The organism is Janthinobacterium glycogeni, from assembly GCF_051380725.1.
In the GTDB taxonomy this organism is placed as follows: domain Bacteria; phylum Pseudomonadota; class Gammaproteobacteria; order Burkholderiales; family Burkholderiaceae_D; genus Janthinobacterium.
On the sequence record NZ_JBNYXP010000008.1, the window covers coordinates 168838 to 191741 of the forward strand.

Annotated in this window: 23 protein-coding genes; 17 read left to right on the top strand and 6 right to left on the bottom strand. The window is 63.9% G+C overall.

Annotated elements, in window-relative coordinates; all coding sequences use genetic code 11:
* Window positions 1–8 precede the first annotated feature (8 nt).
* The 7 genes from ACQ4W4_RS19625 to ACQ4W4_RS19655 all read left to right on the top strand — a co-directional run bounded on the left by ACQ4W4_RS19625 (window position 9) and on the right by ACQ4W4_RS19655 (window position 7715).
* Window positions 9–2408 (top strand): 3-hydroxyacyl-CoA dehydrogenase/enoyl-CoA hydratase family protein, encoded by a 2400-nt coding sequence (locus ACQ4W4_RS19625; protein WP_436543360.1) that lies wholly within the window; start codon window positions 9–11, stop codon window positions 2406–2408.
* Between the two features lie 11 nt (window positions 2409–2419).
* The gene (locus ACQ4W4_RS19630; RefSeq protein ID WP_436543361.1) at window positions 2420–2917 is read left to right on the top strand and encodes a PaaI family thioesterase; all 498 of its coding nucleotides are present in this window, start codon (window positions 2420–2422) and stop codon (window positions 2915–2917) included.
* Between the two features lie 60 nt (window positions 2918–2977).
* The gene (locus ACQ4W4_RS19635; RefSeq protein ID WP_070221628.1) at window positions 2978–4174 is read left to right on the top strand and encodes an acetyl-CoA C-acyltransferase; all 1197 of its coding nucleotides are present in this window, start codon (window positions 2978–2980) and stop codon (window positions 4172–4174) included.
* A gap of 73 nt (window positions 4175–4247) precedes the next feature.
* Window positions 4248–5027, top strand: a complete 780-nt coding sequence (locus ACQ4W4_RS19640; protein WP_436543362.1) for an enoyl-CoA hydratase — start codon at window positions 4248–4250, stop codon at window positions 5025–5027.
* Window positions 5028–5164: 137 nt separating this feature from the next.
* Window positions 5165–5776, top strand: coding sequence for a TetR/AcrR family transcriptional regulator (locus ACQ4W4_RS19645; protein ID WP_436543363.1), 612 nt, complete (start codon window positions 5165–5167; stop codon window positions 5774–5776).
* An 81-nt stretch (window positions 5777–5857) separates the two neighbouring features.
* A complete protein-coding gene (locus ACQ4W4_RS19650) occupies window positions 5858–7015 on the top strand; it encodes an iron-containing alcohol dehydrogenase (RefSeq protein ID WP_436543449.1) in 1158 nt (385 codons plus the stop codon).
* Window positions 7016–7037: 22 nt separating this feature from the next.
* Window positions 7038–7715, top strand: a complete 678-nt coding sequence (locus tag ACQ4W4_RS19655; RefSeq protein ID WP_436543364.1) for a type 1 glutamine amidotransferase domain-containing protein — start codon at window positions 7038–7040, stop codon at window positions 7713–7715.
* Window positions 7716–7745: 30 nt separating this feature from the next.
* Here the strand turns inward: ACQ4W4_RS19655 and ACQ4W4_RS19660 are convergent, their stop codons facing one another.
* Complete coding sequence (locus tag ACQ4W4_RS19660) at window positions 7746–8342, bottom strand: TetR/AcrR family transcriptional regulator (protein ID WP_436543365.1); 597 nt, start codon at window positions 8340–8342, stop codon at window positions 7746–7748.
* A 41-nt stretch (window positions 8343–8383) separates the two neighbouring features.
* Here ACQ4W4_RS19660 and ACQ4W4_RS19665 point away from each other — a divergent pair, with 41 nt between their 5' ends.
* Window positions 8384–8911: a dihydrofolate reductase family protein gene (locus ACQ4W4_RS19665; RefSeq protein ID WP_436543366.1), complete on the top strand. Its 528-nt coding sequence runs from the start codon at window positions 8384–8386 to the stop codon at window positions 8909–8911.
* Here ACQ4W4_RS19665 and ACQ4W4_RS19670 read toward each other — a convergent pair.
* A complete protein-coding gene (locus ACQ4W4_RS19670; protein WP_436543367.1) occupies window positions 8908–9711 on the bottom strand; it encodes a metallophosphoesterase family protein in 804 nt (267 codons plus the stop codon). The two genes, ACQ4W4_RS19665 and ACQ4W4_RS19670, sit on opposite strands and share 4 nt — an antisense overlap.
* Before the next feature lie 138 nt (window positions 9712–9849).
* Between ACQ4W4_RS19670 and bla the strand changes: the two genes are divergently transcribed.
* The 3 genes from bla to ACQ4W4_RS19685 all read left to right on the top strand — a co-directional run bounded on the left by bla (window position 9850) and on the right by ACQ4W4_RS19685 (window position 12466).
* Window positions 9850–10797 carry a subclass B3 metallo-beta-lactamase gene (bla, locus tag ACQ4W4_RS19675; RefSeq protein ID WP_436543368.1) on the top strand — a complete coding sequence of 316 codons (948 nt, stop codon included), beginning with the start codon at window positions 9850–9852 and terminating at the stop codon, window positions 10795–10797.
* A gap of 275 nt (window positions 10798–11072) precedes the next feature.
* Window positions 11073–12281 (top strand): RtcB family protein, encoded by a 1209-nt coding sequence (locus ACQ4W4_RS19680; RefSeq protein WP_436543369.1) that lies wholly within the window; start codon window positions 11073–11075, stop codon window positions 12279–12281.
* Window positions 12282–12292: 11 nt separating this feature from the next.
* Window positions 12293–12466 (top strand): hypothetical protein, encoded by a 174-nt coding sequence (locus ACQ4W4_RS19685; protein WP_436543370.1) that lies wholly within the window; start codon window positions 12293–12295, stop codon window positions 12464–12466.
* Here the strand turns inward: ACQ4W4_RS19685 and ACQ4W4_RS19690 are convergent.
* Both ACQ4W4_RS19690 and ACQ4W4_RS19695 read right to left on the bottom strand, forming a co-directional pair.
* On the bottom strand, window positions 12463–13266 hold the full coding sequence (locus ACQ4W4_RS19690; RefSeq protein ID WP_436543371.1) for a metallophosphoesterase: 804 nt from the start codon (window positions 13264–13266) through the stop codon (window positions 12463–12465). The genes ACQ4W4_RS19685 and ACQ4W4_RS19690 overlap by 4 nt on opposite strands.
* Before the next feature lie 46 nt (window positions 13267–13312).
* Window positions 13313–14218, bottom strand: a complete 906-nt coding sequence (locus ACQ4W4_RS19695) for a LysR family transcriptional regulator (protein ID WP_436543372.1) — start codon at window positions 14216–14218, stop codon at window positions 13313–13315.
* 117 nt (window positions 14219–14335) lie between these two features.
* Here ACQ4W4_RS19695 and ACQ4W4_RS19700 point away from each other — a divergent pair, with 117 nt between their 5' ends.
* Entirely contained in the window at window positions 14336–15202 is an 867-nt protein-coding gene (locus ACQ4W4_RS19700; RefSeq protein ID WP_436543373.1) for a pirin family protein, read from the top strand.
* 52 nt (window positions 15203–15254) lie between these two features.
* On the top strand, window positions 15255–15956 hold the full coding sequence (locus ACQ4W4_RS19705) for an isochorismatase family protein (RefSeq protein ID WP_199534412.1): 702 nt from the start codon (window positions 15255–15257) through the stop codon (window positions 15954–15956).
* 5 nt (window positions 15957–15961) lie between these two features.
* On the opposite strand, the gene ACQ4W4_RS19710 is transcribed toward ACQ4W4_RS19705, so the two are convergent.
* Window positions 15962–16717, bottom strand: coding sequence for a substrate-binding periplasmic protein (locus ACQ4W4_RS19710; protein ID WP_436543374.1), 756 nt, complete (start codon window positions 16715–16717; stop codon window positions 15962–15964).
* Between the two features lie 229 nt (window positions 16718–16946).
* Between ACQ4W4_RS19710 and pnuC the strand changes: the two genes are divergently transcribed.
* Together pnuC and ACQ4W4_RS19720 are read left to right on the top strand one after the other, a co-directional pair.
* Window positions 16947–17549, top strand: a complete 603-nt coding sequence (pnuC, locus tag ACQ4W4_RS19715) for a nicotinamide riboside transporter PnuC (protein WP_436543375.1) — start codon at window positions 16947–16949, stop codon at window positions 17547–17549.
* A gap of 334 nt (window positions 17550–17883) precedes the next feature.
* On the top strand, window positions 17884–20442 hold the full coding sequence (locus tag ACQ4W4_RS19720) for a TonB-dependent receptor (protein ID WP_436543376.1): 2559 nt from the start codon (window positions 17884–17886) through the stop codon (window positions 20440–20442).
* Here the strand turns inward: ACQ4W4_RS19720 and ACQ4W4_RS19725 are convergent.
* Window positions 20439–21245, bottom strand: coding sequence for a response regulator transcription factor (locus ACQ4W4_RS19725; RefSeq protein WP_436543377.1), 807 nt, complete (start codon window positions 21243–21245; stop codon window positions 20439–20441). The two genes, ACQ4W4_RS19720 and ACQ4W4_RS19725, sit on opposite strands and share 4 nt — an antisense overlap.
* A gap of 348 nt (window positions 21246–21593) precedes the next feature.
* On the opposite strand from ACQ4W4_RS19725, the gene ACQ4W4_RS19730 reads away from it, so the two are divergent.
* Complete coding sequence (locus ACQ4W4_RS19730) at window positions 21594–22124, top strand: Csu type fimbrial protein (RefSeq protein WP_086140255.1); 531 nt, start codon at window positions 21594–21596, stop codon at window positions 22122–22124.
* Between the two features lie 101 nt (window positions 22125–22225).
* Window positions 22226–22873 carry a fimbrial biogenesis chaperone gene (locus ACQ4W4_RS19735; protein WP_436543378.1) on the top strand — a complete coding sequence of 216 codons (648 nt, stop codon included), beginning with the start codon at window positions 22226–22228 and terminating at the stop codon, window positions 22871–22873.
* Window positions 22874–22904 lie beyond the last annotated feature (31 nt).

Consider the following 22904-nt stretch of genomic DNA (forward strand, 5'->3'; position numbering starts at 1 on the left):
AGGAAAATATGACCAATTTCATCGTTAAAAAAGTAGCCGTCCTCGGCGCCGGCGTGATGGGCGCGCAGATCGCCGCCCATTGCATCAACGCGAAAGTGCCGGTCGTGCTGTTCGACCTGCCGGCAAAGGAAGGCCCAAAGAATGGCATCGTGCTGCGCGCCATCGAGAACCTGAAAAAACTGTCGCCTGCGCCGCTGGGCAACAAGGATGACGCATCGCTGATCCAGGTGGCCAACTACGAAGACAACCTGGACCTGCTGGCCGGTTGCGACCTGATCATCGAAGCCATCGCCGAGCGCATGGACTGGAAACACGACCTGTATCAAAAGGTCGCACCGCACATCGGCCCGAACGCGATCTTCGCCTCGAATACCTCGGGCCTGTCGATCACCAAGCTGGCCGAAGGCTTCGACGCCGACCTGAAATCGCGCTACTGCGGCGTGCACTTCTTCAACCCGCCGCGCTATATGCACCTGGTCGAGATCATCCCGACCGAGTTCACCAAGCCCGAGATCGCCGACCAGCTGGAAGGCTTTTTGACCACCACCCTGGGCAAGGGCGTCGTGCGCGCCAAGGATACGCCGAACTTCATCGCCAACCGCGTTGGCGTGTTCGGTATCCTGGCCATCGTGCACGAAGCCGAAAAATTCGGTCTGTCCGTGGACGTCGTCGATGATCTGACGGGCTCCAAGCTGGGCCGCGCCAAGTCGGGCACCTTCCGCACGGCGGACGTGGTCGGCCTCGACACCATGGGCCATGTGATCAAGACCATGCAGGACTACCTGCCGAACGACCCGTTCGCCGCCGTCTACAAGACGCCGGCCGTGCTGGCGCAGCTGGTGGAAAAAGGCGCGCTGGGCCAGAAGAGCGGCGCGGGCTTCTACAAGAAAGTCGGCAAGGAGATTCAACGCCTCGATTTCGCCACCGGTGAATACGTCGCTGGCGGCGCCAAGGCTGCCGACATCATCGCCCGCATCCTGAAAGAAAAGGATCCGGTCAAGAAGATGAAGGCGCTGCGCGAATCGACGAATCCACAAGGCCAGTTCCTGTGGGCGATCTTCCGCGACGCTTTCCACTACATCGCCATTCATCTCGACACCGTGGCCGACAATGCGCGCGACATCGACTTCGCCATGCGCTGGGGCTTCGGCTGGAACGTCGGTCCGTTTGAAACGTGGCAGGCATCGAACTGGCTGCAAGTGGCCAACTGGGTCAAGGAAGACATCGACGCCGGCCACGCGCTGTGCAACGCACCGCTGCCAGCCTGGGTCTTCGAAGGTCCGGTCGCTGAAAAAGGCGGCGTGCATACGCCGGAAGGTTCCTACTCCGCCGTGTCGAACAGCTTCGTGCCCCGTTCGAGCCTGGCCGTGTATGACCGCCAGCCATTCCGCGCGCCGGTCATCGGCAGCGGCGCAGTGGATGGAAAAACCGCAGGCACCACCGTCTTCGAAGACGAATCCGTGCGCGTCTGGCATACGGGCGACGACGTATTGATCATCTCGTTCAAGACCAAGATGCACGTGATCGGCGAAGGCGTCATCAATGGCCTGAAACTGGCGCTGGCCGAAGCCGAGAAGAACTTCAAGGGCCTGGTGATCTGGCATGCCGACGCAGCCGAAGGCGGCGCCTTCTCGGCCGGCGCCGACCTGCAATCGGCCCTGCCAGCGTTCATGCAAGGCGGCGTGAAAGCCGTCGATCCGATCATCGCCGAACTGCAGAACACCTTCATGTCGCTGAAATACGCGAACGTGCCGGTGATCGCCGCGGTCGCTGGCCTGGCCCTGGGCGGCGGTTGCGAGCTGGCGCTGCACGCATCGAAGCGCGTGGCCTCGATCGAGTCCTACATCGGCCTGGTGGAAGTGGGCGTGGGCCTGATTCCTGCCGGCGGCGGCTTGAAGGAAGCGGCGCAGCGCGCCTACAAGGAAGCCAAGGGTAACGATATCCTGCAATTCCTGAAAACGGGCTTCACCAATGCGGCCACCGCCAACGTGTCGAAATCGGCGCTGGAAGCGAAAAAAATGGGCTACCTGAAGGAAGACGACGTGATCGTGTTCAACGCCTACGAGCTGCTGCACGTGGCCAAGGTCGAAGCGCGCGCCATGTTTGACGCGGGCTTCCGTCCGCAACTGCCGTCGCTGATCCAGGTCACAGGCCGCTACGGCTGGGGCACGATCAAGGCGCAGCTGGTCAATATGCGCGACGGCGGCTTCATTTCGGCGCACGATTTCAAGCTGGGCGAGATGATCGCCGAGATCGTATCGGGCGGCGACGTGGACCAGGGCAGTTTCGTCAGCGAACAGTGGCTGCTGGATATGGAACGCAAGGCATTCCTGGAGCTGTTGAACCATCCGAAAACCCAGGAACGGATCATGGGCATGATGCAGACCGGTAAGCCGGTACGCAACTAAGCACAACGTCGATGACGATCCTGTCCCTCGTTTTTAAAGTACTGCTGCGCGTGAGGCCAAGCATGGTGTATGACCGTATCAAACAACAGATGATGGACACCTTGCCCTTCGTGCGGCTGCTGGGGATCAGCATCGACGACATCGGCGCCGGCACCTCGAAGGTGTCGATGCCGGACGATCCCAAACTGCATAATCACCTGGGCACGCAGCATGCGGGCGCCTTGTTTACCCTGGCCGAAACGGCTTCCGGCGCGGCCATGGCTGGCGGCTTCGCCGAGCTGATACTGGGCTTGCGCCCGGTGGCCAAGGAGTCGCGCATCGCCTACCAGAAGGTGGCCCGGGGCGCGACGCGCGCCGAAGGCCGGGTACCGGGCGACCTAGCGGCCTTGAAGGCGCAGCTGGCGCAGGACGGCAAGGTGGCGTTTCCCGTGGCAGTCGATATCTTCGACTCCGAAGGCACGCTGGCGGCACAGGTGACGGTGGACTGGTATTTGTCGCAGAAGCGATAGACCAGCATCCCGGACATTCGACAGAACACGAACCTCGTTCAACATCTTTGAAAGCATAAAATGAGCAAACAACTTCAAGACGCCTACATCGTCTCTGCAACCCGCACCCCGATCGGCAAGGCGCCGCGCGGCATGTTCAGAAACACCCGCCCGGACGACCTGCTGGTGCGCGTGCTGCAATCGGCCCTGGCGCAAGCGCCTGGCCTCGACCCGGCGCTGATCACCGACGCCATCATCGGCTGCTCGTTCCCGGAAGCGGAACAAGGTTTTAATATTGCGCGTAACTCGGTGCTGCTGGCCGGCTTGCCGAAAACCGTGGGCGGCGTCACCGTCAACCGTTACTGCGCTTCGGGCATCACGGCCATCGCCATGGCGGCCGACCGCATCCGCGTTGGCGAAGCCGACGTGATGATCGCCGGCGGCATCGAATCGATGTCGATGGTGCCGATGATGGGCCACCACCCATCGATGAACCTGGACATGTTCAGCGACGAAAACATCGGCATGGCCTACGGCATGGGCCTGACGGCCGAGAAAGTGGCGCAGCAATGGAAAGTGTCGCGCGAACAGCAGGACGCGTTCTCCGTTGAATCGCACCGCCGCGCCATCGCCGCGCAGCAAGCCGGCTTCTTCAAGGCCGAAACGACGCCCGTCGAAATCATCACGCGTACGCCGAACCTGGCCACAGGCCAGGTGGACGTCTCGCGCCGCACGGTCGACACCGACGAAGGCGCGCGCGCCGATTCGTCGATGGAGTCGCTGGCCAAGCTGAAGCCCGTCTTCGCCGCCAAGGGCACCGTCACGGCCGCCAACAGCTCGCAGATGTCCGACGGCGCCGGCGCGCTCTTGATCGTCAGCGAGAAGATCTTGCGCGAACACAACCTGACCCCGCTGGCGAAATTCTCGTCGTTCGCCGTGCGCGGCGTGCCGCCGGAAATCATGGGCATCGGTCCTAAATTCGCGATTCCCGCTGCGTGCGCCGCCGCCGGCATCACGCAGGACCAGCTGGACTGGATCGAGCTGAACGAAGCGTTTGCCGCACAGGCATTGGCCGTCATCGGCGACCTGGGCCTGGATCCATCGAAGGTCAACCCGATGGGCGGCGCGATCGCCCTGGGCCACCCGCTGGGCGCCACCGGCGCCATCCGCGCGGCCACCGTGATCCACGCGCTGCAACGCACCAAGCAGAAGTACGGCATGGTCACGATGTGCGTGGGCGCCGGCATGGGCGCCGCCGGAATTTTTGAACGCGTCTAAGTTCGACGGGCTAAAGCAATAAAACAGGGCGCTGCGGGATTACCCCGGCGCCCTTTATCTTTTTGGAGACGACATGGATATTGTGTGCAGCAAGAGCGAGGGCATTCTGACCCTGGAATTCAACCGCCTGGAACGCAAGAATGCGATCACGGGCGCCATGTACCAGACCCTGGCCGACGCGCTGGTGGCGGCCGAGACGGACGACGAAGTACGCGCCATCCTGATCTGCGGCAAGCGCGAGATTTTCACGGCCGGCAACGACCTCGATGACTTCATGAAGACGGCGCGTCCGAAGGATGGCTCGCTCGACCATGACCGTCCCGTGTTCCAGTTCATGCGCGCCCTGTACGGCAGCAGCAAGCCCGTGGTGGCGGCCGTTTCCGGCCCCGCCATCGGCATCGGCACGACCCTGCTGATGCACTGCGACCTGGTCTACGCGGCCGACAACGCCAGCTTCTCGATGCCGTTCACGCAATTGGGCCTGTGCCCGGAGTTCGGTTCCAGCCTGCTGCTCACGCAACTGGCCGGCTACCCGCGCGCGGCGGAAAAGCTGATGCTGGGCGAGTCCTTCCCGGCCAGCGAAGCGCTGGAAATGGGCCTCGTGTCGAAAGTCGTGCCCCTGTACGAATTGATGACCTTCGCGCAAGGCCAGGCCGCCAAGCTGGTGGCTCTGCCTGCCGCCTCGATTCGCGCCACCAAGCGCCTGATGAAGCAAAGCCGCATGGAGCCGATGAAGGCCGCCATCGCCGACGAAAACAAACTGTTCAGCGCCATGCTGGGCGGCGCCGAGGCGAAGGAAGCGTTTACGGCCTTCTTTGAAAAGAGGAAGCCCGATTTCAAGAAGTTCGCCTAAGCTGACCGCCGGGGTCAGACCCCCGCGCCCGTGAGTGCAAGCCGCTGAGTTAGCGGCCTTGAGGGGCTGACCCCAGAATTTTTTTCTGGCTTGAATTCATTCTAGACGACTGGTCTAATTGTGCTACAATGCCTCGCATGAAAGCTGAATACACCGATGTGCGCCAGCACATTATCGACCAGGGCAAGGCCATCATCACGCGCAAGGGGTTTGCCGGCGTGGGGCTGAACGAGATATTGTCGGCTGCCGACGTGCCCAAGGGCTCGTTCTACCATTACTTCAAGTCCAAGGAATTGTTTGGCGAGGCGATGCTGGAAGATTACGTCACCGGCTACCTGGCCGGAATGGAAGACGTGCTGGACCAGCCTGGCCGTAGCGCGGCGCAGTCGCTGATGGATTACTGGGCCAGCTGGACCAGCGAGAGCCTCGATGGCAGCGGTTGCGACTGCCGTTGCCTGGTGGTCAAGCTCAGCAGCGAAGTGGCCGACATGTCGGAACCGATGCGCGTGGCGCTGCTCGACGGCACCCACCGCATCATCGCCAGGCTGGCCCTGGCCATCGCGCGGGGCCGGGTGGACGGTACGCTGCCAGCGGTGGCCGACCCGGCGCAGATGGCCGCTACCTTGTACCAGCTGTGGCTGGGCGCGGCCTTGCTGACCAAGCTGCGGCGCGATGCCAGCGCCCTGCAAACGGCCTGGCGGGCGACCCTGGCCATGTTGCAGCTGCCGCCGGACAGCTACGACCGATAAATAGCAGGCATGCGGACGCACCACGTCCGCATTTTTTGAAACTCATCCTAGACGACCAGTCTAATAATCAGGAGCGACATGATGAAAAACTTTGAATTCCACAACCCGACCCGTATCGTCTTCGGTCTTGATACCGTCGCCAAATTGTCCACCCTGGTGCCGCACGCTGCGCGCGTGCTTATCTTGTATGGCGGCGCCAGCGCGGAAAAGACCGGCACCCTGGCCGAGGTACGCGCCGCGCTGGGCCAGCGCACGGTGCAGGAGTTTGGCGGCATCGAACCCAATCCCAGCTATGAAACCCTGATGCGCGCCGTCGCCCTCGTACGTGGCGAGAAAGTGGACTTCCTGCTGGCCGTCGGCGGCGGCTCCGTGATCGACGGCACCAAGTTCGTCGCCGCCGCCGCCCTGTACGACGGCGAGCCGTGGGAAATCGCCGAGCGCGGCGGCGCCAATGTACAGCGCGCCCTGCCGTTTGGCACGGTGCTGACCTTGCCGGCTACGGGGTCGGAAATGAACAGCGGCGGCGTGGTGACGAAAAAAGCCACGCACGACAAGCTGAGTTTCCGCAACCCGCTGCTGTACCCGCAGTTTTCCGTGCTCGACCCCAGCAAAACGTTCACCTTGCCGGCCACGCAGGTGGCCAATGGCCTCGTCGACGCCTTTGTCCACACCACGGAGCAGTATTTGACTTATCCGGTGCAGGCGAAGGTGCAGGACCGCTTTGCCGAAGGCTTGCTGCAAACCCTGGTCGAGATCGCGCCGCAGGCCGTGGCCGCGCCCGACGATTACGCCACGCGCGCCAATCTGATGTGGACGGCCACCCTGGCCCTGAATGGCCTGATCGGCGCCGGCGTGCCGCAGGACTGGGCCACCCACATGATCGGCCACGAACTGACGGCCCTGTACGACATCGACCATGCGCGCACCCTGGCCCTGGTGCTGCCCGCACTGCTGGACGTGCAGCGCGAGCAGAAACGCGGCAAATTGCTGCAATATGGCGAACGTGTCTGGAACATCACGCAGGGCAGCGAGGACGAGCGCATAGCCGCCGCCATCGCCCGCACCCGCGCCTTCTTTGAAGGGCTGGGCATCCCGACCCGTTTGTCGGCCTATCAGCTGGGCCAGGAAGCGGTGGAAGCGGTACTGAAACAATTGGCAGCACATGGCATGACCTCCCTCGGCGAACACCGCGATATCGACCTCGCGCGCAGCCGCCGTATCCTCGAAGCAGCACTGTAACCCGGACATAAAAGGAAACAACATGAACATCCTGATGGTACTGACCTCGCACGATCAACTGGGCGACACCGGCAAGAAAACCGGCTTCTGGCTGGAAGAATTCGCCGCGCCCTACTATGCCTTGCAGGAAGCGGGCGCGCAGCTGACGGTGGTTTCGCCCAACGGCGGCCAGCCGCCGCTGGACCCGAAAAGCGACGAACCCGATTCGCAAACGGACGCCACGCGCCGCTTCAAGCAGGACGCCGCTGCGCAAGCCGTGCTGGCCAACACGGGCAAGCTGGCCGACGTGAAGGCGGCCGACTTTGACGCCGTGTTTTACCCGGGCGGCCATGGTCCGCTGTGGGACCTGGCCGAAGACCCGCATTCGATCGCGCTGATCGAGCAGATGATCGCCGCCGGCAAACCCGTTGCCGCCGTCTGCCACGCGCCTGGCGTGCTGCGCCACGTGAAAGCGGCCGATGGCTCGCCGCTGGTGCGTGGCAAGCAGGTGACGGGCTTTACGAATACCGAGGAAGACGCCGTCGGCTTGACGGCCATCGTGCCTTTCCTGGTCGAGGACATGCTCAAGCAAAACGGCGGCGTTTACTCGAAGCTGGGCGACTGGCAGCCGTACGCCGTCACCGATGGCTTGCTGGTCACGGGCCAGAATCCCGCGTCGTCGGAAGTGGCCGCCCAGGCGCTGCTCAAGCTGCTGGCTTGATGCCCCGCTAGTACGGCCGGCCGCCGGGCGTCATCCACCAGCACGTCCGGCGGCCATGCCCGCCAGGATCAGGCCGACGGACGCATGCCAGGCGGTCTCGCTTGCGGGCCTGCCCGCCAGCGCATAGCCGTGCAGGAAATCGACGAGAACGTCGCGCCCGCGCAGCCGGGTTTTTTTATCCAGATCGAGGGCCTCCACGGCCAGCTCGAACAGCGCCGTGAAGCGTTCGGCCACGTCGGCTTGTTCTACCAGCCCGCGCGCCATCAGGCGCACGAAATACGGCGTGGCGCTGACCAGTTCCAGGTACAGCGCGCACAGCGCGAGCAGGCGGCGCTGCGGCCCCTGGCGTTGGTTGAACGGCGGCTGGTGCGGATCGAGCGCGGCAAAACGCTGCGCCATCAGGGCCAGCAATAACTCCTCTTTCCCCGCATAGTAGTGATACAGGGCCATGGCATCGACACCCAGGTTCTGCGCCAGCGTGCGCATGGAAAACGCTTCGCCTTTTTCTTCCAGCAGGGCCAGGGCCGCCTGCAGGATGGCGGTGCTGTCCAGCGCGGGCGCAATGCGGCGCGGACGTCCGGCGCGGCGCACGGGAGATTCCAGGTCTTGAAGTTTTACGGTTTTCATGGGCATAATTCTACACTGTAGAATTAAATGAAAGCACACCCATGCAAAAAACTTTTGTCAGCGTTTTTCTCGGCATCAGCATCGACGGCTGCATCGCCGGAGAAAACGGCGACCTGTCCTGGCTGGCCGAGCTGGCGCCCGACTCGCCCGAGGCGACCGGCTACACGGCCTTGATGGAGCAGGTCGATACCTTGCTGATCGGCCGCACCACATATGACGCCGTGCTGGGATTCGAGCCGTGGCCGTATGCGGGCAAGCGCGTGGTGGTCTTGAGCCACCGCGATTTCGCGCCGCGCCATGGCGAGCAGCGCCGCGAAGGCAGCGTGCGGGAAGTGCTGCAGGAGCTGGCACAGGAAGGCTGCCGCCACGTGTATCTGGACGGCGGCGCCGTCATCCGCGCCGCTTTGCGAGAAGGCGTCATCGACAGTGTCACCTTGTCCGTGCTGCCCGTGGTGCTGGGCAAGGGCGTGCGCTTGTTCGAGGATGGCTTGCCGCGCAGCGACTGGCGCCTGGACCACACGCGCCAGCTGCCCAGCGGCGTGGCGCAGCTGCGCTATCTGAAAAATTAAACCATGCTGGCGAGGTCGACGATAAAGCCGGAATCGTAGCGATCGTTTTCCGGCGTGCCATCGGGGCGCTTGTAGCCGCAGGGGTTGCAGACGACGCGGCAGTCCTCGACGCGGTAGTCGAGCGAGGCGTGCATGTGGCCATGCACCCACAGGTCCGCTTGCGCCACCAGCGCATCGAGCTGCGAGGCGAAGGCGGGCGAACCCAGGTTCGTCGCGTACTGCTCTTCCACCGACAGCATCGAGGGCGCCATGTGCGTGACGACGACCGTCTGGCCGTCGAACGGTTGCGCCAGCTGCCGTTCCAGCCACGAGCGGTGTTGCGCGTGCAGCTGCGCCGTGTCGGCCGCGCACAAGAGACGCGGCTTGTCGCCGCCCGTGCTGATGCGCTTGTAGTCGGGCATGTAGGCTTGCGCCGCGCTCAAGGCTTCGTCCTGGCGTTCCGCGCCGAACAGCAGGAAATCCGTCCACAGCGTGACGCCGAGGAAGCGTACGCCGCCCAGTTCCACGGCGTCGCCGTCGAGCAGGCGGATGTTGGCGCCCTGCGCATTGGCGCTGGCGCAGGCGTCGCGCACGGCGTCCTGCATGTGTTCCAGCTGGTGCCCGTAGCCTTCGTGATTGCCGTGCACGTACAGCACGGGCAGGGCGCCGAAGGTGCGCGCGGCCCAGGCGATGGCGTTGCTGCCCGTGTCGATGTCGCCGGCCAGGATCACCACGTCGGGGCGGCTGGCGGGAAGGTCGATGGCGGGCGTGTCTTCGCCCCAGACTTCCAGGTGCAGGTCGGACAGGATCAGCAAACGCATGGCGATAGGGCGGCAAGGCGCACGAAAGTGTATGGACCTCTATCGTAGCGCAAGTCCGGACAATGGCTTGCTTGACCGCGCGAGGGTAGCGACGTTACTCTTTGGCATCGATTACCGCACACTCATTACTGGAGCCGCATGCCGCCTTTCTTCCTTCCCAAGTCCCTGCTCAGCATCGCGCTGGCCGCCATGGCGCTGCCGTTGACGGCGCATGCCGCCACGCCCGCCGTCGATCCTTTGACGCAGCCGATCGCCTCGCCGTATGCGGCGCAATGGAACCGCCCGCAGCAGCCGGCGCGCATCCACGGCGACACGTATTACGTGGGCGTGGGCGGCTTGAGCGTGGTGCTGATCGATACGCGCGAAGGCTTGATCCTGATCGACGGCGCGCTGCCGCAATCGGTGGCCGCCATCAAGGAGCATATCCTCGAGCTGGGCTTTCGCCTGCAAGACATCAAGTTCATCCTGAGTACGGAAGCGCATTTCGACCATTCGGGCGGCATCGCCGCCCTGGCCCGCGACAGCGGCGCGCAAGTGGTCGCCAGCCCGCTCGGCGCGCAGGCGCTGCGCGCGGGCTCGGTGCTCGCCCTGGACCCGCAAGCGGGCGAAATCGATCCCATGCCGGCCGTGGAAAACGTGCGCGAGATCGCCGATGGCGAAACCCTGCAGCTGGGCGACGTGACCGTCACGGCGCGCTACACGCCTGGCCATACGCCGGGCAGCACCAGCTGGACCTGGGTGTCGTGCGAGGATGCCGAGCGTCAGGAATGCCTGAACGTGGTGTTCGGCGCCAGCCTCACGCCGGTGGCGGCCGACGATTTTCATTACCTGGGCGATGAGCGCCATGGGGACCTGACGCCGGCCTTCCGCCGCGTCATGCAGGACTTCGCCAAACTGCCGTGCGACATCCTGATCTCGGCCCACCCCGACCACTCCGGCGGCGACCAGAAGCTGACGCAATTGCTCGAAGGCGTCACGCCGAATCCCTTCATCGATGCGCAGGCGTGCCGCAATTACGCGGCCAAAAATGAAGCCAAGCTCGATGCCCGCATTGCCAAAGAAAAAGAAGCGGCTGCGACAAAATAACAACGTTGGCGTCTTCGCCATGAAAAGCGGTTGACGCACTGCAGCATAAGGTGCAGAATCAGCGTCCGCAGTTCAGATTAATCAGATAAAAGAAAGGAAACCCATGTTCGAGCAGGCTGGCAGCAAGTACGACCACTAGCCCCGCGCATGACGCTCGGGGCCATCGGCACATTGCCGATCCCGAGCCGGTGTCCTTCAAAACCCCGGTGAGGAAACTCGCCGGGGTTTTTTGTTTTAGACGACCCCGGCATAACGACAATACCAAGGAAGACGTTATGCCCATTCATCAGACACTGCGCGGCGCCCATGTGCCCGTGCATATTTTTACCGACGATATCGACGCGCAGGCGCTGCGCCAGCTGCACAATATCGCCAGCCTGCCCATCGTCCATCCGCATGTGGCGGCCATGCCAGACGTGCATGCCGGCATCGGCGCCACCGTCGGCAGCGTGATTCCCACGCGCGGCGCCATCATCCCGGCCGCCGTCGGCGTCGACATCGGCTGCGGCATGAACGCCGTGCGCACGACCCTGACGGCCAGCGACCTGCCCGATAACCTGGCGCGCCTGCGCAGCGCCATCGAAGCGGAGATTCCCGTCGGCTTCGAGCAGCACGAATGGAGCCGTGTGCAAGGCTCGCGCCAGGCGCGCGCCGTGCGGCCCCTCGGCGACCGCCTGACGCACGTCGTCGAGCGTCACCGGGGCATCGTCAAGATGCTGCGCCAGTTCGAGCGCACGTGGATCTGCCAGGCCGGCACCCTGGGCGGCGGCAATCACTTCATCGAAGTCTGCCTCGACGAGGAGCAGCGCGTGTGGATCATGCTGCATTCCGGTTCGCGCGGCATCGGCAACGTGATTGGCCGTTACTTCATCGCCGCCGCGCAGAAGGACATGCGGCGCCACCAGCTGCAGCTGCCGGACGCCGACCTGGCCTACTTCAGCGAAGGTTCCACGGTGTTCGACGACTACGTGGAAGCGGTGGATTGGGCCCAGGATTATGCACTGCTCAACCGTAGTGAAATGATGCGCCGCGTGCTCGACGTGCTGGCGAAGTTTGCGCCGCCGTTCCGGCTGGACGGCGAAGCGATCAACTGCCACCACAACTACATCGCGCGCGAAACGCATGGCAATGCGGCTTTGTATGTGACGCGCAAGGGCGCCATTTCGGCGCGGCAGGGCGAGCTGGGCATCATCCCCGGCAGCATGGGTGCGCGCAGCTTCATCGTGCGCGGCAAGGGCAACCCGGAATCGTTCTGTTCCTGCTCGCATGGAGCGGGGCGCAGCATGAGCCGCAGCGAGGCGAAGCGCCGCTTCAGCCGCTTCGACCTGGCCGAGCAGACGGCCGGCATCGAGTGCCGCAAGGATGGCGGCGTGGTCGACGAGATCCCGGCTGCGTATAAAAATATCGACGCCGTCATGGCGCACCAGAGCGACCTGGTGGAAGTGGTGCATACCTTGCGCCAGGTCGTCTGCATCAAGGGCTGAAAGGAGCAACCATGAAGATCAAAGTGAAAGCCACGTCCAAGCCGCGCAATCCGCTGGTGGCGGCCGCCAGGCTGCGCGGCGGCGCCGGCGCGCACCAGTCGGAAGCCTCGCCGCGCGCGGCGCGCCGGGCCGGCAAGCACCGCCTGCAGCAATGGCTGGCGGGCCGTCTGAAGCCGGAGGATTAAGGCGCGGCCAGTTCGACGATGAAGTTCGGGTTGAACTGGGGATTTTGCGGCGTGCCGCTGCGTGTCTTGTAGCCGCAGGGGTTGGCTACGACGCGGCACGGGCCCAGCTGATAGTCGCGCGAGACGTGGATGTGGCCATGCACCCACAGGTCCGCCTGCGCGGCCAGCTCGTCCAGGCGCGAGGCGTAGGCGGGCGAGCAGCCCTCGCTGCCATACGCATCGTCGACCGAGCGCAGCGACGGCGCCATGTGGCTGATGACCACCGTGCGGCCATTGAAGGGCTGCGCCAGTTCGCGCGCCAGCCAGGCTTTTTGCTGCGCGTGGAACATGGCCGTATCGGCCGCGCGCAGCTTGCGAAAGCCCATGTTGGCCAGGCGGATGCGCTTGTAGTCGTTCATCACGGCTTCCGCGTCGCGCATGGCCGCCTGGCGCGTGTCGTCGCCCAGCAGGCGAAAATCCGTCCACAGGGTGGCGCCGAGGAAGCGCACCTTGCTGCCGGAGGGGTCTTCCATGATGTGTGTGCCGCAGTCGAGGAAATGGACATTGGGCGTGGCGGCGCAGGCGCTGCGCAGTTCCTGGCGCACCTTGTCCAGATGGTGGCCATAGCCTTCGTGGTTGCCATGCACGTACAGCACGGGCAGGCCCGCAAACGTGGTGGCGGCCCAGGCGACGGCGCGTGCACCCGTATCGATGTCGCCTGCCAGGATCACGGCGTCCGGGCAGCTGCGCGCGAGGTCGCCCTGCGGCGCTTCGTCGCGCCATAGTTCATGGTGCAGGTCCGACAGTATCAATAAACGCATGCGGCATCCCGGCGATAGGCGAGGATGCCATCGTACCTGAAAACCCTCACTCTTCCTCCAGCGCGGCGAAGCCGTGCGCCAGGTAGTCGATCAGCGCGCGCACGGCGGGCAGCAGGCCGCGCCGCGAGGGGAAGACGGCGTGGATGATTTCGCGCTGCGGCCGCCATTGCTCCATCAGCGGCAGCAGGCTGCCATTGGCCACCTGCTCGGTGATCATCATGGTCGGCAGCTGCACCAGGCCCACGCCGGCCACGGCCGCGTCGCGCAGGGTCAGCATGTCGCCCGTGACGAAGCGCGGCGTGTGGCGCAGCTGGGCGCGCGCGCCGTCCGGGCCATGCAAATCCCACTGGTACTGCTGTTGCGGCGTGCCCAGGGCCAGGCTGGGCCAGTCGGCCAGGTCGGCCGGCGCTTGCGGCACGGGCGCGCCGGCGAACAGCAGCGGGCTGCCCACCATGCACTGGCTGCGTTCGGCCAGCACGCGCAGCACCAGGTCGCTGTCGGGCAGCGGGGGCGGGCGCACGCGGATGGCCACGTCGATGCCTTCGGCCACCAGGTCGACGCGGCGGTTGCTCGCTTCGAGCAGCAGCGTGACTTGCGGATGCGCGCGCATGAAACCGGCCAGCATGGGCGCGACCAGGGAATGCAGCAGGGCGATGGGACAGGACAGGCGCACCGTGCCGCGCGGCGCGGCCCGCGTCAGATCGATCGCGTCCTGCGCCGCCTCCGCTTCCACCAGCATGGCCTTGCAATGCTCGTAAAACGTCTGGCCCACGTCGGTGACGGAAAAATGCCGCGTCGTGCGCTGCAGCAGGCGCGCGCCCAGGCGTTCTTCGAGCAGCGCGATGCGCCGGCTCAGTTTGGATTTCGGCATGCCCAGCGCGCGCCCGGCCGGGGCGAAGCCGCCATGGTCGACCACCTGCACAAAGTAATACAAGTCATTCAGGTCCTGCATGCCGTCTCCTTGATCGTTCTATTTTTAGAACGCTGATGGCATATTTTACCGTCTACCGCCTCCATCGTTGCAAGCGTATTCTGTTTCCATCGTATGACACACCCCAAGGAGATCGAGATGAACACAGTCACAGGTATCTACAGCGCACCGCGCCAGCACTGGGTCGGCGACGGTTTTCCCGTGCGCTCGATGTTTTCCTACGGCGGCCATGGCAGGCAGCTGAGCCCTTTCCTGCTGCTCGACTATGCCGGCCCCGCCGAATTCGCGCCAGGCACGCGTCCGCCCGGCGTCGGCTCGCACCCGCACCGCGGCTTTGAAACGGTGACCATCGTCTACAAGGGCGAAGTGGCGCACCGCGATTCGACGGGCCAGGGCGGCGTGATCGGCCCCGGCGACGTGCAGTGGATGACGGCCGGCGCCGGCATCGTGCATGAAGAGTTTCACTCGCCTGCCTTCACGCAGTCGGGCGGCACCCTGGAAATGGTGCAGCTGTGGGTGAACCTGCCGGCGAAAGACAAGATGACGGCGCCCGGCTACCAGGCCATCACCAGCGGCACGATTCCCACGGTGGCGCTGCCGGAGGGCGCCGGTTCCGTGCGCGTGATCGCCGGCGACTTCGGCGGCCAGCATGGCCCGGCCCGCACGTTCTCGCCGATGCAGGTGTGGGACGTGCGCCTGGCCCAGGGCAAGCTGACGCAGCTGCCGGTGCGCGCCGGCTGGAGCACGGCGCTGATCGTCCTGCACGGCACGGTGCTGGTCAACGGCGAGAGCGTGGTGCGCGAAGCGCAGATGGCGCTGTTCGGACGCGACGGCGACAGCATCACCGTCGAGGCGAACAACGACGCCGTGGTGTTGCTGCTGAGCGGCGAGCCGATCGACGAGCCCATCGTCGGCCACGGTCCCTTCGTCATGAACACGGAAGCGGAAATCGCGCAGGCGTTCGAGGATTTCAACAGCGGCCGCTTCGCCCGCATCGCGAAGTAATTTGTGCAGTACCCGTGCCGCATCCCGCGGCACGGCTTTTGAGGAGACCACCATGAGCACCCCCGCCAACTTCCAAGGTTTGCCACCGATGATCGATCCCGACGACGCCGTCATGCTGCTGATCGACCACCAGAGCGGCTTGTTCCAGCTGGTGCGCGACATCGAGCAGCATGTGCTGCGCGGCCACGTCACGGCGCTGGCCAAGCTGTCGCGCCTGGCCAACATGCCGACCTTCACCACCGCTTCCGTGCCCGACGGCCCGAACGGCCCCCTGATCCCGGAAATCCACCATTTCAACCCGGACGCCGTCTACATCCCGCGCACGGGGCAGATCAACGCCTGGGACAATCCGGCCTGGGTCGAGGCCATCGAAAAGACGGGCCGCAAGACCCTGCTGATCGCCGGCACGCTCACCAGCGTATGCATGGCTTTTCCCACCATCAGCGCGCTGGCGGCCGGCTACAAGGTGTTTGCCATCATCGACGCCTCGGGCAACTGGTCGAAGATGGCCACCGACATCACCATGGCGCGCGTGACGCAGGCGGGCGCCGTGCCGATCGACACGTATGCCGTGCTGGCCGAGGTGATGAGCACCTGGAACCGCGCCGACGCGATGGAGTTCGCCGCCATCATGACGGACCACATCGTGCCGCCGTACCGCGCGCTGATCGAAAGCTACGACAAGGCGCAGGGCGTGCAAAAAAATGGCCGCGAAACGAAGCTGGAAATCCTCGAGGCGGCCGGCAAGGGCTGATCGCCTTACGGCGCTTCGTAGTTGCTACGTATCGCCGCCAGCACCCCGCGCTGCTCCAGGCGCGCGATGGCGGCGTTCAGGCGCGTCAGGTCGTCGGCGCTGGTCGTGCGCGCATTGAGCATCAGGTGCACGGGGGCGCGCAGGACGAGGAAGGGCAGGGTATTCAAGGCAACGCCCTGCAGGCGCGCTTCGTGGCGCACGGCCAGCACGTCGCCCAGCAGCAGGTCGGCGCGGCCCGCGTCGAGCATGAGGATGCCTTGCCGGAAGGTGCCGAAGGTATTCAGGCGGCCGTCCTTTTCCAGCGCCGGGCGGGCCGCCGCGTATTGCGCGCCATACCAGCCCACCTTGGGCGCCAGCAGGGTCGCCTTGCCGCGTGCGAGCTGTGCGAAGCTGGCGATCTGGCGGTGGCCGGCGGGCGGGCCGGATTTGCTGAAGAGACCCACGGCTTCGTCGCGATACGCAATGGAAAAGCGCGCATAGGAATGGCGTTCCTGTGTCTCGGACGCGGCCAGCATCAGGTCCAGTCCCCCTTTCTGGAACAGCAGCTGGCGCCGCGCGGTGGGCAGTTCCGGCAGGGTGACGAGGGTGCAGTGCGCTTCCTTGAAGATGGCGTGCAGCAGTTCCAGGTCCAGGCCCGTAGCGTGGCCCTGGGCATCGCGATAGAGATATGGCGGCCACTCTTCCAGCGCCATCGTCATGCGGCAAGCCACGGCGGGCAGGACGGATACGCCGAGCACTGCCGCAAACAGGAGATGGCGCATGCGCATATGGGGAATTCCCTGGAGTTTCAACTTGATATTCAATTTGCCAGAATGGCCATGGAAGTCAAGGGCTGCGGCTGCGGAAGGCCGGCCTGACTCGCATTTCCTCGATCTACGCGCGTTTTTTGCCGCGTGCCCCCATGGGCGTCGCTTCCGGCACGGCGAACACCGTGCAGTGTAATCGGCTATAGTGGCGCGGTGCAACCACTGCCCCGCAAAGGAAATCCGCTTGACTCCCCCGCTCGAGATCGCCGCCAATGTGCTGATGACTGCCTCCATCATCCTGGCCGGACGCAATAATATTCATTCCTGGTGGATCGGCATGGTCGGCTGCGTGCTGTTTGCCGTGCTGTTTTTCCAGGTCAACCTGTACGCCGACGTGATGCTGCAGCTGTTCTTCATCGTCACCTGCGTCATCGGCTGGCTGCAATGGCGGCGCGGCGCCGGCGGCCAGCCCTTGCCGATCACGCGCACGCGCTGGCGCACCCTGGCCTGGGTGGTGCCGGCCGGCATCGCCTCCGTGGTGATCTACGGTATGCTGCTGCACCGCTTCACGAATGCCTACGCACCGTTCATCGATTCGGCAGTGTTGGTATTTAGCATCATCGCGCAATTTCTGCTGATGAGCCGGCGCATCGAAACCTGGGCCTTCTGGCTGCTGGTCAACACCGTGGCCGTGCCGCTGTACTATAGCCGCGGCCTGCACCTGACGGCCGTGCTGTATGCGGCCTACTGGGTCAATGCCCTGATTTCCTGGTACTGGTGGAACGTGCAGGCGCGCCGCGCGGCGCAGGCGCCCGCTGGCCCGTCCGCGGTCATCGCCGATGCCTGAATGTTGTCAAACGACAAGTCCTTAGATTCAAATCGTATATACAATCAATTTTTAATTCGTTCACGCCATAAAGACGCCGGGATATAGTGGCCTTTCCCCGCTTACCGGTGTCTTTTATGTTGCGCTTTACCCTTTCTGCCTGTTTTTATGCCACCCGGCACCAGCTGACCATGCAATGCATGGCGCAGTCGATGCCGGTGCGTGCCCGTCCACGCATCCCGTAGTAGTTCGCTGATCCCCCCCGTTTGTCGTTGTCCGCTGGCCCACCCGGTCCGCGTGCCCCAGCTCGGCCTTTTTTATCGGAAAAAGGCTGCAATCCCAATAAGAGGAAACCATGTTCAAACCACTCGCCATCAGTCTTGCCATCGCCGCCGCCTTTCCTGCCTTCGCCCACGCCGAGGAGGAGATGCTGCGCGTCAACGTCACCGGGTCGAATATCCGCGTCAGCGAAAAGGAGGGCGCCAGCGCCGTGCAGGTCATCACGGCCAAGGAATTGAAAGCCAGCGGCAAGACCAGCGTCTCGGACGTGCTGCGCGCCATCTCCGCCAACAGCGGCAACAGCTACAACGAACAATATACGGGCAGTTTCTCGGCCGGCACCTCGGGTCTGTCGCTGCGCGGCATTGGCCAGAAAAATACCCTGATCCTCGTCAATGGCAAGCGCGTGGCCAGCTATGCGACGGCGCAAAACTTGCAGGAAACCTTTGTCGACCTGAACAGCCTGCCGATGGCGGCCGTGCAGCGCATCGAGGTGCTCAAGGATGGCGCTTCGTCCGTCTACGGCTCCGACGCCGTGGCCGGCGTGGTCAACATCATCCTGTACAAGGAATTCACGGGCACGGACATCACGGCGCAGTGGGGCGGCTCGACCGAAGGCACGGGCCAGCATGAAAAGAGCGCGGCGCTGCAGACGGGTTTCGGCAAGCTCGAGGAAGACGGCTACAGCCTGGTCTTCTCGATTGACGCGCAGCAGCGCGACAAGCTGCAGCAAAGCGACGTGGCGTGGATGCGCGATGCGGATTTCCGCAACCAGCAGCGTGGCAGCCTGGGCTGGGCCATCACGAATTACGCGGGCACCGATCCCACACGCACGCTGGGCGGCGTGCGCGCACCGCTGCAACTGGCCAATTATGGCGATATCACGCAGGGCAAGACGGGGCAAGTGCTGGCGTATAACCCGTCGCCATATAAAACCCTGATTCCCGGCATCCAGCGCGTGCACACGGCCGCGCGCGCCACCTTCAAGCTCAATGCGGACACGGAAGCGTATGTCGACTTGCTGCACAGTTATTCGCGCGCCGACCAGACCTTCAGTGCGCCGCTCACCGTCAACAATGCCACGCGCGTGTGGAACAACGCCACCCAGGCGCTCGACACGATACCCGTGGTGCTGCCCGTCGGCCACCCGAACAATCCGGGCGCCACGCCCTTGCCGTTCACGGCCACCCTGTTCGACCTGGGACCGCGCCTGAAGCAGGACAAGGTCACGTTCTACCGCGCCCTGGCGGGCGTGAAAGGCACCCTGGCGGGCTGGGACTGGGATGCGGCCGTGGGCCATTCCAGCAGCAAGCTGGAGGAAACCGTGCAGAACTTCGTCAACCGCTACGAATTCCAGAAAGTGCTGGCCGACGGCAGCTATAACTTCTTTGACCAGTCGCAAAACAGCGAAGCCGTGCGCAACCGACTGCGCCTGTCGACCCTGCGCCCGGCCGAATCGACCCTCGATACCGTCGACTTTTCGGCCGCGAAAGACCTGTGGCAATTGCCGGCCGGTCCGCTGGGCTTTGCCGCCGGTGCCCAGTGGCGCCGCGAAAAGATGGATTCGCAAACCTCGACGGCCGTGCTGTCGGGCACGGAGCTGCGCCCGGCCATCAACATCATCAACGGTTCGCGCAGCGTGTCGGCCCTGTTTGCCGAATTCAACGTCCCGGTGGTGAAAGACCTGTCCGTCAACCTGGCGGGCCGCGCCGACCGTTACAGCGATTTCGGCAATGCATTCTCGCCGAAAGCCAGCGCCCGCTACCAGGCGGCGCCGTGGCTGCTGGTGCGCGGCACCGTGTCGCGCGGCTTCCGCGCGCCGTCCTTGCCGGAAATCACGCAAAGCACGGCCGTCAGCTATGTCAGCGTGCTCGATCCGCGCGACCCGATTACGCCCACGCAGACGCGCGGCGTGACGGCCATCACCATCGCCAATACGGCGCTGCGTCCCGAGCGTTCGAACAACCTGAACCTGGGCGTGGTGGTGTCGCCGACCAGCAGTTCAAGCATCGGCCTCGATTACTACCGCATCAAGCAGGATGGCGTGATCGGCACGGAAAGCGCCACCACCACGCTCGCCAATGAAGCGTTGGCGCCGCAAAAGATCACGCGCGATGCCGATGGCCGCATCACGACCCTGTACCGCCAGTACCGCAACCAGGGCCAGCGCGAAGTGTCGGGCATCGACCTGGACCTGCGCCAGCGCTTCATCGACAAGGATTGGGGCAAGCTGACCCTGGCCGGCCAGCTGAGCCGCGTGCTGCGCTTTGCCGAACCGCTGTCCGACGGCGCACCGCTGACGGACGGCGCCGGCACCAACTATTTCGGCTCCATCCCGAAATGGCGCGGCGTCACCTCGGCCACGTGGGAGCAGGGCAAGTGGTCGTCCACGCTCACTTGGAATTACGTGGGCAGCTATGCGCAAAACACGCATCTCGATGAATCGGTGGCCGCCTTCAGCACCTTCGACGTGACCACCAGCTGGCAGGTGACGCCCGCGGCGAACGTCACCTTCATCGTGCAGAACCTGGCCAACAAGCGCGCGCCGTGGGATTACTCGGCCTCGGGCTTCGACTATACGCAGGCCGACCCGCGCGGCCGCTTTGCCTCGCTAAAGCTGAACTACAAGTTCTAATGACCGTTTGACACCTGCCGCTGCCCCGCCTGTTCATGCAGGCGCTGGCGGTAGGCGCTGGGCGTGACGCCCATGCGTTCGCGGAAGGCCGTGGCGAAGTTGCCCGCGTTGTGAAAGCCGATCAGCAGGGCGACATCCTGCACGTCGATTTCCGTCTGCTGCAGCAGTTCCACGCCGCGCGCGATGCGCGCTTCGCGGATGAAGGCAAAGACCGTCATGCCCGTCTGCTCGCGGAACATCAGGGTCAGCTTTTCGCGGTAGGTGCCCACGCTGCGGGCGATTTCGGACAGGTTGGGCAGGCTGCCCAGGTTGTCGAGAATCAGTTGTTTGACGGCATTGACAAACACGAGGTCCGGATGTTGCTGCCGGTCGCCGAGCGGCGTCGCCTCAGGTAATGTGCTGTTGCTTTTACGCATCAAGCCCAGGTGGATATGGATGCGCGCGGCCAGTTCTTCCGGCAGGAACGGCTTTGAAATGTAATCGACGCCGCCCACCTGCAAGCCCATGACGCGCTCCTTGGCGGCGTCCGCGCCGCTGAGAAAGATCACGGGAATCTGTTCCGTGTCGGGATTGGCCTTGAGCAAACGGCACGCCGTGTAGCCATCCATTTCGGGCATGCGCACGTCGAGCAGGATCAGGTCGGGATGCGTGGCCAATGCCAACTGGTAGCCCTGGTAGCCATTGAAGGCAATGCTGAAGCGGTAGGGCTGCTCGCTGAGCAGCTCCATCAGCATGCGCTGCTCGAACGCGGAATCGTCCACGATCAAGATGTTTTTTCTGATGGTTTCGCTGGTCAATGGCATGGCATGGATGACTTAACCAAATAACAAGTTGTGGCTTATTATGCCTCGCTTTTTCTTTTTTTTCTGCTTTTCTCGTGTTTCAAAAGATGTTTCTCCGCGAGAAGAAGCGCGGATTTCCTATATCGCCAATAATTCACTCATGCATTGATTTTAAGCAATGTCGCTTGCCAAAAAATCTGTTTTGCCAATGCAGCAAAAAATGCCGGAGTCCCTCGCTTCCTGACTCTCGGCGCAAGTATGTTGTCGTCCTGGTTTGCGTGCCCCAGAAAACGCCGGCAATACCGTGACTATCCTCGAGCCCTGCATGCCGATGGGCGCATTAATGATGTTCCGTCATCAGGAGGTATCATGTTGCGAGTTATTTCACCCCGCTTGACCGCTGCTGCCAGTGTCGTCCTTGCCGCTACGGCCCTCCTGCCTGGCTACGCCGATGCCGCCGTGTATCTGAACGGCAGCAACACCACGACCTTTGACGTGACCCTGAAAATCATCGCCAATTGCACCATTGCGGCGGCCAATCTCGACTTTGGCCAAAGTCAGGGCGTACTGGCTACTGCCGTGAACGTCAATACGACCGTGAATGTCACCTGCACCAATACCACGCCGTACAACGTGGGCTTGACGGCGGGCACGGGCACGGGCTCAAGCGGCACCACGCGCTATCTGAGCGGCACGGGCGGCAACCTGGGGACGGTGCAATTCAACCTGTTCCAGACGGCCGGCAGCACCTTGTGGGGCGATACGCAGGGCACGAATACCGTCGGCGGCACCGGCAACGGCGCGTCGCAGCCGATCACGGTGTACGGCAACATTCCGCCGCAGGCGACGCCGGCGCCGGATACCTACAAGTCGACCATCACCGCCACCGTGTACTTTTAAGTCAGGCGCCGCGTGAACGCCGGTTCGATTTCGCGGCTGAAAAGCGTACTGGCCCTGCTGGCCTGCTGGCCTGCTGCGCCGCAGGCGCGAACGGCGCCAATTTGCAGATTTCGCCGGTGACGCTCAATTTGCGCGCCGCTCAGAATGCCGCGGGTATCAACTTGCAAAATCTCGGCGACCAAGCCATCTACGGGCAGGTGCGGGTGTTTGCCTGGGACCAGCGCGATGGCGAAGAAGTGCTGGCGCCGACGCAGGAGCTGGTGGCCAGTCCGCCGATCGTCGAAATCGCCGCCAACAGCCGGCAGACCATCCGCCTCGTGCGTGCCCAGGCTGGCCCTGTGGCGCAGGAAAAGACGTATCGCGTGCTCATCGATGAAATCAGCCGCGAGGATGATGCGGGTCGCAGCGGCGTCGATATCCGCCTGCGCTATTCGGTGCCCGTTTTCGTGCTGCCGGCCGCTGCGCCAGGCAAGGAAGTGCTCGACTGGCAAGTCTTCCGCGAGCGGGGTGAGTGGATGTTGCGTATCAAGAACAGCGGCAATATCCATGCGCAGATCGGGGCGATGACGTTGACGAACCAGGCGGGCAAGGAGTTTGCCGTCAGCAAGGGGTTGTTTGGTTATGTCCTGGCCGAACGCATGCGCGTATGGCGCCTGCCTGTCGCCAGGGAGGCCGAACTGGATGGACCGTTGAGTATCGCGGTCAATGTGAATGCGAAGGCGCTCATTGCCAAGAATTCGACACCTTGAACATGGCCGCCATGGCTGGCGCGACCTGCGT